Origin of the sequence: Pseudonocardia sp. CA-142604, from assembly GCF_050948475.1 — a bacterium.
Classification (GTDB): Bacteria; Actinomycetota; Actinomycetes; order Mycobacteriales; family Pseudonocardiaceae; genus Pseudonocardia; species Pseudonocardia alaniniphila.
The window spans coordinates 973,135-987,135 of the sequence record NZ_CP192045.1 but is presented as its reverse complement, the minus strand read 5'-3'; the positions used below and the strand labels follow the sequence as shown (position 1 = coordinate 987,135).

The 14,001-nt window shown below is 70.5% G+C and carries 15 protein-coding genes; 4 read left to right on the top strand and 11 right to left on the bottom strand.

Annotated features, from left to right (window positions below; all coding sequences use genetic code 11):
• Positions 1 to 9: 9 nt before the first annotated feature.
• Positions 10 to 435 (bottom strand): hypothetical protein, encoded by a 426-nt coding sequence (locus tag ACQPZQ_RS04715; protein ID WP_433292397.1) that lies wholly within the window; start codon positions 433 to 435, stop codon positions 10 to 12.
• A gap of 21 nt (positions 436 to 456) precedes the next feature.
• On the bottom strand, positions 457 to 1,368 hold the full coding sequence (mca, locus tag ACQPZQ_RS04710) for a mycothiol conjugate amidase Mca (RefSeq protein ID WP_433292395.1): 912 nt from the start codon (positions 1,366 to 1,368) through the stop codon (positions 457 to 459).
• 590 nt (positions 1,369 to 1,958) lie between these two features.
• Between mca and greA the strand changes: the two genes are divergently transcribed.
• Positions 1,959 to 2,444, top strand: coding sequence for a transcription elongation factor GreA (gene greA / locus ACQPZQ_RS04705; protein WP_241038737.1), 486 nt, complete (start codon positions 1,959 to 1,961; stop codon positions 2,442 to 2,444).
• Between the two features lie 42 nt (positions 2,445 to 2,486).
• On the opposite strand, the gene ilvA is transcribed toward greA, so the two are convergent.
• Positions 2,487 to 3,737: a threonine ammonia-lyase gene (gene ilvA / locus ACQPZQ_RS04700; protein ID WP_433292393.1), complete on the bottom strand. Its 1,251-nt coding sequence runs from the start codon at positions 3,735 to 3,737 to the stop codon at positions 2,487 to 2,489.
• Between the two features lie 92 nt (positions 3,738 to 3,829).
• Here ilvA and ACQPZQ_RS04695 point away from each other — a divergent pair, with 92 nt between their 5' ends.
• On the top strand, positions 3,830 to 4,057 hold the full coding sequence (locus ACQPZQ_RS04695; RefSeq protein WP_433292391.1) for a hypothetical protein: 228 nt from the start codon (positions 3,830 to 3,832) through the stop codon (positions 4,055 to 4,057).
• A gap of 26 nt (positions 4,058 to 4,083) precedes the next feature.
• On the opposite strand, the gene ACQPZQ_RS04690 is transcribed toward ACQPZQ_RS04695, so the two are convergent.
• Together ACQPZQ_RS04690 and ACQPZQ_RS04685 are read right to left on the bottom strand one after the other, a co-directional pair.
• Complete coding sequence (locus ACQPZQ_RS04690) at positions 4,084 to 5,232, bottom strand: cystathionine gamma-synthase (RefSeq protein WP_433292389.1); 1,149 nt, start codon at positions 5,230 to 5,232, stop codon at positions 4,084 to 4,086.
• Positions 5,233 to 5,340: 108 nt separating this feature from the next.
• Positions 5,341 to 6,705 carry a cystathionine beta-synthase gene (locus ACQPZQ_RS04685; RefSeq protein ID WP_433292387.1) on the bottom strand — a complete coding sequence of 455 codons (1,365 nt, stop codon included), beginning with the start codon at positions 6,703 to 6,705 and terminating at the stop codon, positions 5,341 to 5,343.
• 281 nt (positions 6,706 to 6,986) lie between these two features.
• Here ACQPZQ_RS04685 and shbA point away from each other — a divergent pair, with 281 nt between their 5' ends.
• A complete protein-coding gene (shbA, locus tag ACQPZQ_RS04680) occupies positions 6,987 to 7,613 on the top strand; it encodes an RNA polymerase sigma factor ShbA (protein WP_433292385.1) in 627 nt (208 codons plus the stop codon).
• Here the strand turns inward: shbA and ACQPZQ_RS04675 are convergent.
• The 4 genes from ACQPZQ_RS04675 to ACQPZQ_RS04660 all read right to left on the bottom strand — a co-directional run bounded on the left by ACQPZQ_RS04675 (position 7,610) and on the right by ACQPZQ_RS04660 (position 10,768).
• Positions 7,610 to 8,827 (bottom strand): RNA polymerase sigma factor, encoded by a 1,218-nt coding sequence (locus tag ACQPZQ_RS04675; RefSeq protein WP_433292383.1) that lies wholly within the window; start codon positions 8,825 to 8,827, stop codon positions 7,610 to 7,612. The genes shbA and ACQPZQ_RS04675 overlap by 4 nt on opposite strands.
• 41 nt (positions 8,828 to 8,868) lie before the next feature.
• The gene (locus ACQPZQ_RS04670) at positions 8,869 to 9,219 is read right to left on the bottom strand and encodes a YciI family protein (protein ID WP_433299014.1); all 351 of its coding nucleotides are present in this window, start codon (positions 9,217 to 9,219) and stop codon (positions 8,869 to 8,871) included.
• A 147-nt stretch (positions 9,220 to 9,366) separates the two neighbouring features.
• Positions 9,367 to 9,822 carry a pyridoxamine 5'-phosphate oxidase family protein gene (locus ACQPZQ_RS04665; RefSeq protein ID WP_433292381.1) on the bottom strand — a complete coding sequence of 152 codons (456 nt, stop codon included), beginning with the start codon at positions 9,820 to 9,822 and terminating at the stop codon, positions 9,367 to 9,369.
• 46 nt (positions 9,823 to 9,868) lie between these two features.
• Complete coding sequence (locus ACQPZQ_RS04660; protein WP_433292379.1) at positions 9,869 to 10,768, bottom strand: hypothetical protein; 900 nt, start codon at positions 10,766 to 10,768, stop codon at positions 9,869 to 9,871.
• Positions 10,769 to 11,126: 358 nt separating this feature from the next.
• Between ACQPZQ_RS04660 and ACQPZQ_RS04655 the strand changes: the two genes are divergently transcribed.
• Positions 11,127 to 12,347 carry an acetyl-CoA C-acetyltransferase gene (locus tag ACQPZQ_RS04655; protein WP_433292377.1) on the top strand — a complete coding sequence of 407 codons (1,221 nt, stop codon included), beginning with the start codon at positions 11,127 to 11,129 and terminating at the stop codon, positions 12,345 to 12,347.
• Positions 12,348 to 12,431: 84 nt separating this feature from the next.
• On the opposite strand, the gene ACQPZQ_RS04650 is transcribed toward ACQPZQ_RS04655, so the two are convergent.
• Together ACQPZQ_RS04650 and ACQPZQ_RS04645 are read right to left on the bottom strand one after the other, a co-directional pair.
• Positions 12,432 to 13,250, bottom strand: coding sequence for a Bax inhibitor-1/YccA family protein (locus ACQPZQ_RS04650; RefSeq protein ID WP_433292375.1), 819 nt, complete (start codon positions 13,248 to 13,250; stop codon positions 12,432 to 12,434).
• A 99-nt stretch (positions 13,251 to 13,349) separates the two neighbouring features.
• The gene (locus tag ACQPZQ_RS04645; RefSeq protein WP_433292373.1) at positions 13,350 to 13,772 is read right to left on the bottom strand and encodes a hypothetical protein; all 423 of its coding nucleotides are present in this window, start codon (positions 13,770 to 13,772) and stop codon (positions 13,350 to 13,352) included.
• Positions 13,773 to 14,001 lie beyond the last annotated feature (229 nt).

The window sequence follows — 14,001 nt, the reverse complement described above, 5'->3', positions numbered from 1 at the left end:
TCAACCCTGTCAGGCCCGGCTGCCCCCGGCATCCTCTGGGCGGCGTTCGGCCTCGCCAGCCCCGCGCTCGGTCCCGCTCTTCTCGCCGTTGGCCGCGAGCGTGGCCTTGTCGTCGTCCTTGCCGGCCTCGGCCTCGTCGTCCGCCGGCGCTCCGGGCTCGTCGCCTGCCTTGTCCGGCTCGTCCTCGGCGGGCCCGAAGCTGGGCGGCAGGCGCTTGAGCCGCTTGGTCATCGACCGGATCAGGAAGATCGTGACGATCGCCAGCAACACGATGACGACGAGCGCGACGGGCGAGGCCTCGCCGAACTCCGGGCCCTTCCCCGGCGGGGGCGCAGGGTCCTGCGCCGGCACCGCCATCACCACGGGCACGACCGGAGCCGAGCCACTCCCCTGGATCAGGAAGGGCTCAGCCACAAGCGGCTCGACGGGACTCACCCGAAGAACGGTACGCGCCGGTCAGACGGCCGGGCGCACCGCCACCCCGGCGTCGACACCGGCGAACAGATCATCCTCCGGAGTGGGTGAATCGACGAAGCTGCGGACGAGTTCGTAATCCTCCGTGGGCCAGACCTCCCGCTGGATCTCCAGCGGTACGAAGAACCAGCGGCTCGTGGGGTCGATCTGCGTCTCGTGGGCGAGCAGAGCCCTGTCGCGCACGTCGAACCAGTCGCCGCACTGCACCCGGGTGGTGACGCGCTCCAACGCGTCGGGGCGGTCGGCCCAGTTCTGCAGCCACTCGTGGTACGGCGACTCGAGACCGCGGGCGAGCAGCGCCTCGTGGAACAGCACCATGCGCTTCTTGGAGAAGCCGTGGGAGTAGTAGAGCTTGAGCGGCTGCCACGGCTCGCCGGTGCCGGGGTACAGGTCGGGGTCGCCTGCAGCGTCGAATGCCGCCACCGAGATCTCGTGGCAGCGGATGTGGTCGGGGTGCGGGTAGCCGCCGGTCTCGTCGTAGGTGATCACGACGTGCGGGCGGAACTCGCGCATCAGGGCCACCAGCGGCCTCGTGGCGACCTCGAGGTCCTGCACCGCGAAGCAGCCCTCCGGCAGCGGCGGTTTCGGGTCGCCCTCGGGGAGCCCGGAGTCGACGAAGCCGAGCCAGCGATGCTGCACGCCGAGGATCTCGGCGGCGCGGGCCATCTCGGCACGCCGGACCGCCGGGAGGTCGTCGAGCACGCCGGGCCGGTCCATCGCCGGGTTGAGGATGCTTCCGGCCTCGCCACCCGTGCAGGTGACGACCATGACCTCGTGGCCTTCCTCGACGTAACGCGCCATGGTGGCGGCGCCCTTGCTGGACTCGTCGTCGGGGTGCGCGTGCACAGCCATGAGCCGCAGAGGTCCCGAGTTGTGCAGTGCTAGTGAGGACATGGCGGTCGCTGCGGTCCTTCCGGTCGAACGTGCATCGGATAGATCATTGGGACAGATCATCTACCGGAACGATGGTGTCAGATCAGCCCGACAACCTGTTCCTTCCTGGTCAACACCGATGGCCCCCACGTGCTTCCCCTCCGGTTCGCGATCCCCTCGTGGTGGCTCCCTGTGACCACCTCCGCGCCCGCTTCGTGACGCTGTGCAACCGAGCGAACGGGCGTCATGAGCTCGGCGCGCCCGGGATGCCGAACTGCGGCGAAGAGACGCCCGGCACCGCTACCCTGAGCGGTCACCCCGACCCCCATCCGGCCGCAGCCATCGGTCGGCCTCGATGTCGCAGGGTCACTGACCTGCGGCGATGACGTCGCCGGGAACTTCCCGAACGCCCCAACCGTTCGTCGAATAGCTGCGACGAGCGGCTGCCACCGTGTTACCGTGAGCCGACACGGCCCGCAGGCGGGTCGTGTTTTTCCTTACTCGGGGCTAGTGCCGCCTTCGAGAACGGGGCCGCGCACCGGCGGTGCCCGACCCCGCGGGCGAACGGTCCGTGGCTGCATGGACCGCGACAGGCTGGAGGAGTGATGACCGTGACGGAAACCCAGGTGACCTGGCTGACCCAGGATGCCTACGATCGGCTCAAGCAGGAACTCGATGAGCTGATCGCGAACCGCCCCGTCATCGCTGCTGAGATCAACGCCCGCCGAGAAGAGGGCGACCTCAAGGAGAACGGCGGCTACCACGCCGCGCGCGAGGAGCAGGGCCAGCAGGAAGCGCGCATCCGCCAGCTTCAGGAGCTGCTCCGCACCGCGCACGTCGGCACGCCGCCCACGTCGTCCGATGTCGCCGCTCCCGGCATGGTGCTGAAGATCCGCTACGACGACGAGGACACCGAGACCGTGCTGCTGGGCTCCCGTGAGGAGGGCAGCCACGGTGACCTGCAGGTGATCTCCCCGAACTCGCCGCTCGGAGCCGCGCTGCTCGGTGCGCGGGTCGGCGAGTCGCGCGAGTACCAGCTGCCCGACGGCGGCAACATGAAGGTTGCGCTCGTGTCAGCGGAGCCGTTCCGAGGCTGATCCAGCACTCGACACCCCCGACCACATCGCACGGCTCGCGGTTCAACGCGGCCCGGCCACCTCGACCACGTTCTGGCCGGTGCCGCGCAGCGCTTCCACCAGCTCCGCGCAATGGTCGGGGCCACGAGTTTCGAGCGCCAACGCCACTTCCACCTCTCCCAGTGGGAGCGTGCCCGAGATACGTGAATGCTCGACGTCCAGCACGTTGGCGCCGAGTGAACCCACGTGTGCCAAAAGCTCGGCCAGCGCGCCGGGCCGGTCTCCGACGCGTACCCGCAACGACAGGTAGCGGGCGGCGGAGGCCATGCCGTGCTGGATCACGTGCAGCAGCACGAGGGGATCCACGTTCCCGCCGGACAGCACGGCCACGGCAGGTGTGGCGAACCGGCGCGGGTGCTGCAACAGTGCGGCCACCGCTGCCGCTCCGGCCGGCTCCACCAGCAGCTTCGCGCGCTCCAAGCAGTGCAACAGGGCTTGGGAGAGGGCGTCGTCGTCGACCGTCATGATCTCGTCGACGAGGCTCGCCACCTGCGGGAACGTCACCTTCCCCGGCTGCCCGACGGCGATGCCGTCGGCGATCGTGCGCATGGACTCCAACGCCAAGGGCTCGCCTGCGGCGAGGGACGGAGGCCAGGCGGCGGCGCCGGCGGCCTGCACCCCCACCACCGCGACGTCGGGGCGCTGCTCCTTGACCGCGGCTGCGATGCCGCCGAGCAGGCCGCCTCCACCGGTGCAGACGAGCACGGTGCGCACGTCCGGCACCTGTTCGAGCAGCTCCAGCCCGACCGTCCCCTGGCCGGCGATGATGTCGCGGTGGTCGAACGGGTGCACGAACACGGCCCCGGTGCGCTCGGCGAACTCGGTGGCCGCGGCGATGCTGCCGTCGATCGTCTGGCCGACGAGATGCACTTGTGCGCCGTAGCCACGAGTGGCGCCGACCTTCGGGATAGCCGCCTGTTCGGGCATGAAAACCGTGGCCTCGATCCCGAGCATCTGGGCGGCGAGGGCCACGCCCTGTGCATGGTTGCCCGCGCTGGCCGCCACCACCCCATGGGATCGCTGCTCGTCATCCAGACGGGCGAGCCGCGTGTACGCGCCACGGATCTTGAACGACCCGGTGCGCTGCAGGTTCTCGCACTTCAGCCACACCGGACCACCGCACATCTCCGACAGCGCACGGGACCCGGCCATCGGCGTGGGAGAGACCACCCCCCGCAGCAGCTCAGCGGCGCTACGAACGTCCGCGAGCCCGACGGGCGGCGCTACGGATCCGACGGTGACCATGTCACCCATCCTCGCACCGTGGAGGCGAGGGCCCACGCCCCCCGGTAATCTGTGAACCAGTGGGTAGCGGCATCCGACGGAGCCGCTGGCGGGGAGGTCGGATGACTCGGCTGCGGGCGATGGCACCGTTGTTCGTGGCCGCCGTGCTGGCGGCGGTGGCCGTTGCCACCGTTGAAGGTGCCGGTTGCGACGATCCGGGCCGCTACGAGCTGAACGCCGACGGTTACGAGCTGGTGGGCGGCTGCATCGCTCCCGGCGACCTCGTGGTGCCCGAGCCCGCCCAGCAGCCACCTACCCCCGCCGACCTGGACACCCCGGCGAAGAGCTGATCCGCCGGGGCGCCGCCGCCCACGGCTCAGCGGGTGGCGGTGTCCAGCGCTTCCCGGAGGTCCTCCGCGAGGTCCTCGACGTCCTCGATGCCCACCGAGAGCCGCACCAGGTTGGCCGGTACCTCCAGCGCCGAACCCGCGACTGAAGCGTGGGTCATGGCGCTGGGGTGCTCGATGAGCGACTCGACGCCACCCAGCGACTCGGCCAGCGTGAAGAGGGTGGTGGCGCCGCACACCCGCAGCGCCGCCTCCCGGCCACCCGCCACGGTGAAGGACACCATTCCGCCGAACCGGCGCATCTGCTTCGCCGCGACCTCGTGGCCGGGGTGCTCGGGCAGGCCGGGGTAGAGCACGCGCTCGACGCCGCGGTGCCCGGCGAGCAGCTCGGCGATGCGCTCCGCGTTGTCGCTGTGGCGCTCCATACGCACCGCGAGGGTCTTCACCCCGCGCAGGGTGAGCCACGCGTCGAACGGGCCGGGGACCGACCCCACCGAGTTCTGGGTGAAACGCAGCCGCTCAGCGAGTTCGTCGTCACTCGTGACGAGCGCGCCGCCCACCACGTCGGAATGGCCGCCGACGTACTTGGTGGTGGAGTGCAGCACGACGTCGGCGCCGAGACCGAGTGGGTTCTGGAGGTAGGGCGACGCGAACGTGTTGTCGACGACGAGCCGCGCGTCGGCCGATCGGGCGATGTCGGCGAGGGCTGCGATGTCGGCGATCCCGAGCAGCGGGTTGGTGGGGGTCTCGCACCAGATGGCACGGGTGGTCGGCCGCAGCGCCGCACGCAGCGCGTCGATGTCCGAGAGGTCGGCAGGCGTGTACTCGATCCCCCAGGGCACCAGCACCTTGTCGACGAGCCGGAACGTGCCGCCGTACGCATCGTGCGGGATGACGATGTGGTCACCCGGGCGCAGCAGCACACGCAGCAGGACGTCGGAGGCGCCCATTCCGGAGCCGAACGCGAGCGCGTGACGCCCGCCTTCGAGTGCCGCGAGGCACTCCTGTAGCGCGGTGCGGGTGGGGTTGGCGCTGCGCGAGTACTCGTAACCGCCGCGGAGCCCGCCCACCCCGTCCTGGGCGAAGGTGGACGACTGGTGGATCGGTGTGATCACCGCACCGGTCGTCGGGTCCGGCTCCTGGCCGGCGTGGATGGCGTTGGTGGAGAAGCCGCGCATGTGAGCACGCTACGCGGACCGCGGCCTGCCCTGCCGCGCGGTGGCCCCCGTCGCCGGAAAGCCACGTCCACGCCATCCGATGGCGTGAACGTGGCTGGTGGGCCGGGGTCAGCTGCCGAGGAAGGCCAGCACGTCGGAACGGGTCACGACGCCCGCAGGCTTGCCGTCCATGAGCACGAGCGCGGCGTCGGCGGTGGCGAACGCGCTCATGGCCGTGGCCAGCGCCTCACCGGCACCGATGGTGGGCAGCGACGGCGACATGTGCTTCTCCAGCCGGTCCGACAGCTGCGCCCGGCCGGTGAACAGCGCGTCGAGCAGGTCGCGCTCGACCACGGCGCCCGCCACCTCCGCGGCCATCACGGGCGGCTCCGCCCGGACCACGGGCATCTGCGAGACCCCGAACTCGCGCAGGTACTGCACGGCGTCGGCCACGGTCTCGTTCGGATGGACGTGCACGAGTGCGGGAATCGCACCGTCCTTGCGACGCAGCACGTCGCCGACGGTGGCGCCCTGCGCCGGGGGCAGGAACCCGTAGCTCGCCATCCAGGAGTCGTTGAAGACCTTGCCGAGGTAGCCGCGGCCACCGTCGGGCAGGAGCACGACGACCACCGCGTCGGCCGGGAGGTCGCGCGCGACGACCAGCGACGCCGCCACCGCCATTCCGCAGGACCCGCCGACCAGCAGGGCCTCCTCGCGGGCGAGCCGACGGGTCATGTGGAACGAGTCGGCGTCGGAGACCGCGACGATCCGGTCGCAGATGTCCTTGTCGTACGTCGTCGGCCAGAAGTCCTCGCCGACGCCCTCCACGAGGTACGGACGGCCACCGCCGCCGCTGTACACCGATCCCTCGGGGTCGGCGCCGATCACCTGGACGCGGCCGCCGGACGCCTCCTTCAGGTAGCGGCCCGTGCCGCTGATGGTGCCGCCGGTGCCGATCCCCGCCACGAAATGGGTGATCCGGCCCTCGGTCTGCTCCCAGATCTCCGGGCCGGTGCCGAAGTAGTGGGACTCGGGGTTGTGCTTGTTGGCGTACTGGTTCGGCTTCCAGGCGCCCTCGTTCTCGGCGACCAGCCGGTCGGAGACGCGGTAGTAGGAGTCGGGGTGGTCCGGCTCGACGGCGGTGGGGCACACGACGACCTCCGCGCCGTAGGCGCGCAGCACGTTGCGCTTGTCCTCGCTCACCTTGTCCGGGCACACGAAAACGCACTTGTAACCGCGACGCTGGGCGATCATGGCGAGGCCGACGCCGGTGTTGCCCGACGTGGGCTCGACGATCGTGCCGCCGGGACGCAACTCCCCCGATGCTTCGGCGGCGTCGATCATCCGCAGCGCGATCCGGTCCTTCACGCTGCCGCCCGGGTTGAAGTACTCCACCTTGGCGAGCACGGGCGCGGCGACCCCTTCCGCGACCGTGCCGAGCCGGACGAGCGGGGTGTTCCCGACCAGGTCGGTGACGTGCTCGACGTAGCGCATAACTCAATGGTCGCACCCTGGGCGCCGGGCGCCCCGCCGGTGCCACACGACCTGCGACGTGGGAAGTTGCGCAGAGCCGAATGGTTGCACGTTCAGTCGTCCGGCCGATCGGGAGCACAAAACGTGGCGAACGGACTAGTCTTCCCCAACACGGGACGAACCTCACCGACCGAGCGGGCCGCGGCAGGTTGATCCGACGACTCCCGAGAGTGGCCGGGGCCGTGCGGTCCCGCCGACCCGGCCGTTCCCGGCCAGGACCGATGAGCAGGAGGGGCGCACCGGTGCCATCGGTCGGCGACGACGTCTACGGGGTCGAGGATCGCGACCGGGCCGAGGCCCAGCGCCTTGCCATCCGTGACGCCGAGCTGGACGAGCTCGCGAGGCGCGCCGCCACCGGCCACAAGCGCTCGCTGGAGCAGCTGTTGGACCAGGTCCGCCCGTTGGTCGTGCGGTACTGCCGCGCGCGGATCGGCGTGACGGTCGGCATGGCCACGCCCGACGACGTGGCCCAGGACGTCCTGATCGCGCTCTACAACGCGCTCGAGCGCTGGCGTCCCGGCGAGACGCGGGTGATGGCCTTCGTCTACGGGATCGCGAGCAACAAGGTGGTGGACGCGTTCCGCGCGGCCGGGCGTAACCGTTCCATCCCCACCGACACGCTTCCCGACTCTGCCGACGCCGCTGCCGGCCCCGAGACGATCGCCGTGCTCGGCACCCAGATCGCCGAGCTGCGCCACCTTCTCGACCAGCTCCCTGAGCACCACCGCGAGGTGCTCGTGCTGCGGATCGCGCTGGGCCTGAGCGCCGAGGAGACCGCCCGCACCGTCGACTCCACGGCGGGCGCCGTGCGCGTCACCCAGCACCGGGCGCTCACCAAGCTGCGCCAGCTCGCCGCCGAGCGGCCCTAAGAGCCCGTCACCTCGCGCAACCTGCGTTCCAAGTAGGCCCGCTCCGGTTCGTTGCCCACGAGCTGGAGCGCCCGCCGGTAGTCGAGCGCGGCCTCGCGGTGGCGGCCGAGCCTGCGCAGGAGGTCGGCACGTGCGGCGGGCAGCAGGTGGTAGCCGCGCAGCCGCTCGTCGTCGGCCAGGGCGTCGACGAGCTCGAGCCCGGCTGCCGGACCGTCCCGCATCGCCACTGCCACCGCCCGGTTGAGCCGCACCAGCGGTGACGGCGCAACGTCGCCGAGCACGTCGTAGAGCGCCACGATCTGCGACCAGTCGGCGGTGGCGACGTCCGCTGCCTCGCTGTGCAGCGCCGCGATGGCCGCCTGCAGCGCGTACTGCCCGGGTGCGCGGTGGCGCAACGCCTCGACGACGAGCCTGCGTCCCTCGGTGATGCGGTCCCGGTCCCAGAGCGACCGGTCCTGCTCGTCGAGCAGCACCAGGTCGCCGTCCGGGGTGGTGCGGGCGGCTCGCCGGGCGTCGACCAGCAGGATCAGCGCCAGCAGCCCCGACACCTCCGGCTCGCCGGGGAGCAGGCCGTGCAGGATCCGCGCCAGCCGGATCGACTCGTCGGCGAGATCGGCCCGTAGGAGCTCGGGCCCAGCGCTCGCCGCGTAGGACTCGGTGAAGATCAGGTAGATGACACGCAGCACGCCCGGGAGCCGGCCGGGCAGCTCGCGCGCGTCCGGCACACGGAACGGGATGCGCGCCGCCTGGATCTTGCGCTTGGCGCGCACGATGCGTTGCGCCATCGTGGCGGTCGGCACGAGGAACGCGCGGGCCACCTCGGGCGTACCCAGTCCGGCGAGGCACCGCAGCGTCAGCGCAGTCTGCGCCTCGAGCGGCAGGGCCGGATGGCAACAGGTGAAGAACAGCCGGAGCCGTTCGTCGGGGACGTCGTCGTCGCCCGCTACGTGGACGGCGGCCCCCTCACGCTCGGCTTCTGCCTGCATCACGGCCAGCCGGGCGGCGTAGACCTTGTCCCGGCGCAGCCTGTCGACGGCCTTGCGGCGCGCGGTGGTGAGCAACCATGCGGCGGGCTTCCCGGGAACCCCATCGACCGGCCAGTGTTCGAGCGCGGCGGCAACAGCCTCGGAGACGACCTCCTCGGCCAGGTCGAGATCGCCGAACTGGCGTACGAGAGTGGCGAGCAGTCGGCCCCGCTCCTCACGGCTTGCCACCTTCTCTATGGCGGCTTCGACGGAGCCGGCTGCTCCCGGGGTCACGGTGCGTCGAACTCCAGGATCGGCCGAACCTCCACCTTCCCGCCACGGCGCGAGGCGGGGCAGCGAGCCGCCCACTCGAGCGCCGCGTCGAGATCGGGCGCGTCGATCAGGTAGAACCCCCCGAGGATCTCGCGGGTCTCGGCGAACGGCCCGTCGGTGACCACGCGCTCGCCGTTGTCGCGGACCTGGACGGTGGTGGCGGCCTCCACGCCCTGCAGCGCTTCGCTCACCACCTTCACACCCGCGTCGGTGATGGCCTTCTCGTAGGGCCAGTACTCGTCCATCTCCTGCTGAATGGCCTCCTCGGTGGGGGGTTCGGTGGGGTGGGCACCGTAGAGCAGCAGCATGTACTTCACGGGAAGCTCCCTGTCGTCGTCACGGGGTCGACATGGGTGGCCGGGGTGCCACCACAGCATGACGACGAACGACCCCGGGCGATATCGACACGACCGATACATCTGGTCCTGTGTCGGTCATCGGCCCTGTTCCGGCCGCTATTCCCGTTCGATCCGGCGAAGTCCGCGCGCGGGTGTCCAGGTCTCGATCACCAACATGCTCGCGGCGTCGTTCAGGCCGGTGAGGACGACCTCGTCGATCTCGGCACGGAACAGGTCGCCGGACATGTCGCCGTCCACGTCACCGGCGTGGAACGCCCGGCCGGCGATCTTCGCGTCACCGGACCAGGCCGCCTCATTGCCCTCCACCGGGTCCTCCGAGGCGCTGTGGAGCGCGAACCGCGGATCGCGGCGCAGGTCGGCGCCCTTGCGCGCCCCCGGCATCGACCCGAATGTCAGCTCGCCGTCGGCGAACTGCGCCTCGATCCCGGAGATTCGCGGCGAGCCGTCCGTGCGAAGCGTGGCGATGGTCTTGTGCTTGTGCGCGTCGAAGAGCTTCCGCACCCTGGCGGCGAACTCGGGCTCGGTGTTCTCGAAGTGGTTCCACGTGGCCATGCCCGCAGGATGGCCCGAGAACCTGACGGGTTTCGTCAGGTTCTCGTCAACGCTTCACCTCTTCACCCGGAGTGGTGCGCTGACAACGGCATGGCGGCCTCGTCAAGCGGTGGTAGGAGGCCGAGGCGATCAGCAGTCCGATGCCCCACGCGCTGTAGCCGCCGATCATGAGGACGGCGCCCGGATCGGAGGGAGCCCGGCCGATGATCATCGCGCTGATCCCGCCGGTACCGAAATACGCAACGAGCCCGGTGCCCATGAACACGCCAGGACCGAGAACGACCCAGCGCGGGACACTGCGGCTGGCCCACGGTCTCACCCAGCCCGGCCAGGTCCGTCCCCACCGTTGGACCAGTGCCAGCGGCAGCACGGTCCCGGCAATGATCATGAGGGCAACGAAGAGCTGGAAGCCCACCCCACCCGGACCTGTCACGCCTCGGACGATCATGCGGGGGGCGTCGGGAACCAGGCGGACCAGTAGCCCGGTGATGGCGAGGTATGCCCCTGCGAACCCCCACCACCGCGACGGCGCGGTGCGCCCTGCCGAGGACATCGCGTACACCCGACCGCAGGTATCGCACCCCGGACCGTCCTCCAGGAACGCCGCTCGGGCGGTCCAGAGTGCCAGGCCGCCACCGACGACGCCGCCGGCTCGCAGCACGAGCAGCCCGACGTCGGACGAGGTCATCGGTGACCCGAACGGCACCATCAGGAGCATCGCCAATCCCGTCCACGCCAGCATGCAGTAGGCGATCATGGCGCCGCCGCCGAGCGCGGCGAGGCCGCTGAGCAGCCACCGTGCAGATGGCGACCGTGTTCGGCGTCTCACCACGGCGATACCGTCGAGCAGGCTCGCTGACGCCGCGACCGACGCAGGAACGACCGGCACCCAGCCGCCGGGGAAGAACGACTCACCCCGACCGAGGAAGGTGGGAGCTCCAGCCACCGCCCACCAGACATGGACCACGGCGTAGGCCCCACACCATCCCGCTGCCAGAAACGGGATGCGGCTACGAGACGGGCGCCGCACCCGCGCAGAGGCGGCGGTCCGGCTCGGGGAACCACGGTCCAGCATTGTGTCTCCTCACACTCACCCCGTACCGCACATCGCCGTCCGGTGATCGCAGGGTCGGGCACAGCCACCCTCACCGCGCCGGGACCGTCCGGCCTCCCCGCGGAGGGGGATTGCTGTGCCTCTCCTCCCTCGCGCGAGGGAGGAGAGGTCTGAGGTTCACGTACCTCCCGCCGTGGTTACCCGCGGGTAGTCTGGGTTCGATAGCCACGCCCAGCACGAGGAGAAGACGATGCCCGAAGCCGTGATCGTCGCGGCGGCCCGATCTCCGATCGGCCGCGCCCACAAGGGATCGCTGACCACCATCAGACCCGACGACCTGACCGTCCAGCTCGTGCGCGCCGCGCTCGCCCAGGTGCCACAGCTCGACCCGGCCGAGATCGACGATCTCATCCTCGGCTGCGGCCTGCCCGGTGGTGAGCAGGGCTACAACATGGCACGGGTCGTCGCGGTGCTGCTGGGCTACGACAGCCTGCCGGGCACCACGATCACCCGCTACTGCTCGTCGTCGCTGCAGACCACCCGGATGGCCCTGCACGCGATCCGGGCGGGCGAGGGCGACGTCTTCATCTCCGCCGGCGTGGAGACGGTGTCCCGCTTCGCCAAGGGCAGCTCCGACTCGTGGCCCGACACGCGCAACCCGATCTTCGATGACGCCGCGGACCGCACGAAGCACATCGCCGAGAACGGGGCCGACTCCTGGAGCGACCCGCGGCCCGACGAGCACCTGCCCGACGTCTACATCGCGATGGGCCAGACGGCGGAGAACGTCGCGCTCCTCAAGGGCATCAGCCGCGAGGAGATGGACCACTTCGGCGTCCGCTCGCAGAACCTTGCCGAGAAGGCCATCGCCGACGGGTTCTTCGCCCGGGAGATCACCCCGGTCACCCTGCCCGACGGCACCGTGATCTCCGCCGACGACGGCCCGCGCTCCGGCGTCACCTACGAGGCGGTCAGCCAGCTCAAGCCGGTGTTCCGGCCCGACGGCCGCGTCACCGCCGGCAACTGCTGCCCGCTCAACGACGGCGCGGCGGCGCTCGTGATCATGTCCGACACGAAGGCGGCCGAGCTGGGTGTCACGCCGCTGGCGCGGATCATCTCCACCGGCGTCTCCGCGCTGTCGCCGGAGATCATGGGTCTCGGGCCGATCGAGGCGTCGAAGCAGGCGCTGGGCCGGGCAGGTATGACGATCGACGACGTCGACCTCGTGGAGATCAACGAGGCCTTCGCGGCGCAGGTCATCCCCTCGGCCCGCGAGCTGGGCATCGACGAGGACAAGCTCAACGTCAACGGCGGCGCGATCGCACTGGGCCACCCGTTCGGCATGACCGGCGCACGCATCACCACCACGCTGATCAACAGCCTGCGCACCCACGACAAGCAGATCGGTCTGGAGACGATGTGCGTCGGCGGCGGGCAGGGCATGGCGATGGTGCTGGAGCGCCTCAGCTGACCCGCGAGACGCACAGCGGCCCGGCAACCCTCTCGGGGTGCCGGGCCGCTGTCGTGACGGGGCGGTCCGGGACGGACCCGGACGTCACTCCTGGCGCAGGTAGCTCAGCAGGCGCAGGATCTCGATGTACAGCCAGACCAGCGTGGTCATCAGGCCGAACGCGATGTACCAGGCGAACTTGGCCGGGGCGCCGTCGCGAACGGCGCGGTCGGCCATGTCGAAGTCGAGCAGCAGGCTGAACGCGGCGACACCGATGCAGACGATGCTGAACAGGTAGCCGATCATCGTGGGCTCCCGCACCCCGAGACCGCCGGGGATGAAGAAGCTGAAGATGAGGTTGAACAGCGCCAGCACCGTGACGCCGATCAGGGCGCCCATCAGCCACTTGGTGAACTTCGGCGTGACCCGCACCGCGCCCGTCTTGTAGACGACGAGCATGCCGACGAACACGCCGGCGGTGCCGATCACGGCCTGCAGGCCGATGCCCTGGAACTGCGTGCCTGACAGCTCGAGCGCACCGGTGATGCCACCGAGCGCCACGCCCATGGCGGCCGAGTAGATGAGGACGAGCGCCGGGTTGGTGCTCTGCTTGAAGATGACGATCAGTGAGACGACGAGCCCGATGATGAACGCCGGGAGCACGAGCCCGTAGAGCCCGCTGATCGCAGTGAGCACACCGGCGACGAGTGCGATGCCGGCGTTGAGTGCGGTCTTCGTGACGACGTCATCCATCGTGAGCGGACGCTCACTGACACCGGCACGCCCGTATCCGACCTGCGCGGCCTGGGCGTCGCCATAGGCGGCCGCGCCACCCATCGCGCCGCCCTGGCGGTCGAACGTGGCGTATCCGCCGCCCTGCCCGGTGGGCAGGTTGCGGAACGCCGGGTTGCTACTGGTGCGCACCTGTTCCTCCTCGGAAGCGTCTCGGGCATCCATGCTGTTCAACGCCGAAGCGGGCCACGGCGTTCCCCGTACGTAAAGGCGACTTTACTGTGTTTCGGGTCAAGCTGCGGCAGCCCCGTCCGGCGGTGGGTCGAGAGCGATGCCCGCGTCTTCCAGCGCGGCTTCGGTGAGCAGTCGCGCGAACGCGCGATCAGGACCGGCGGCCGACGCGAGCGGGGCGTCGACGTCCACCAGCCCGCAGGCCTGCAGGAGCGTGTCGTCGTAGGCGGCGAGCACCGCCACCCGACGGACCTGGGTGTTCTGCGTGCGATCGCGCACCTCGCGGCGCAGCCGGCGAAGGTTGGCAACGACGCGCTCGAGGGACGGACCCACGGGGGCGGCAGTGCGGCGGCGGCGAAGCTCGGCCATCCACTCGACCACGGCAGGCACCAGCCTCGCGGCCACCCAGAACAAGATTGTCGGCGCGGCAGCCACGAGCAGGTAGAGAAGCAGTCCCACCAGGACCGGACGGTCGCCCGTCACCTGCCCGAGATTACCTGCCGGGCAGCGGTACCGGATCGTCCGGACGAGCCTGACCTGCAGGGCAATCCCGAAGTTCAGGTTCCTCGCACATTCGACGTTTCCGATCTTCGTCGCCCTCGTTTGGTAGCACGAGGCCTTGATCATCGTGATCCCCGCCACTGTCCGACCGTGCCGCCACCGAGCCCGACCGGTGGCCCTTCAGGCGCCCGACCCCGCACGACCACCGAAC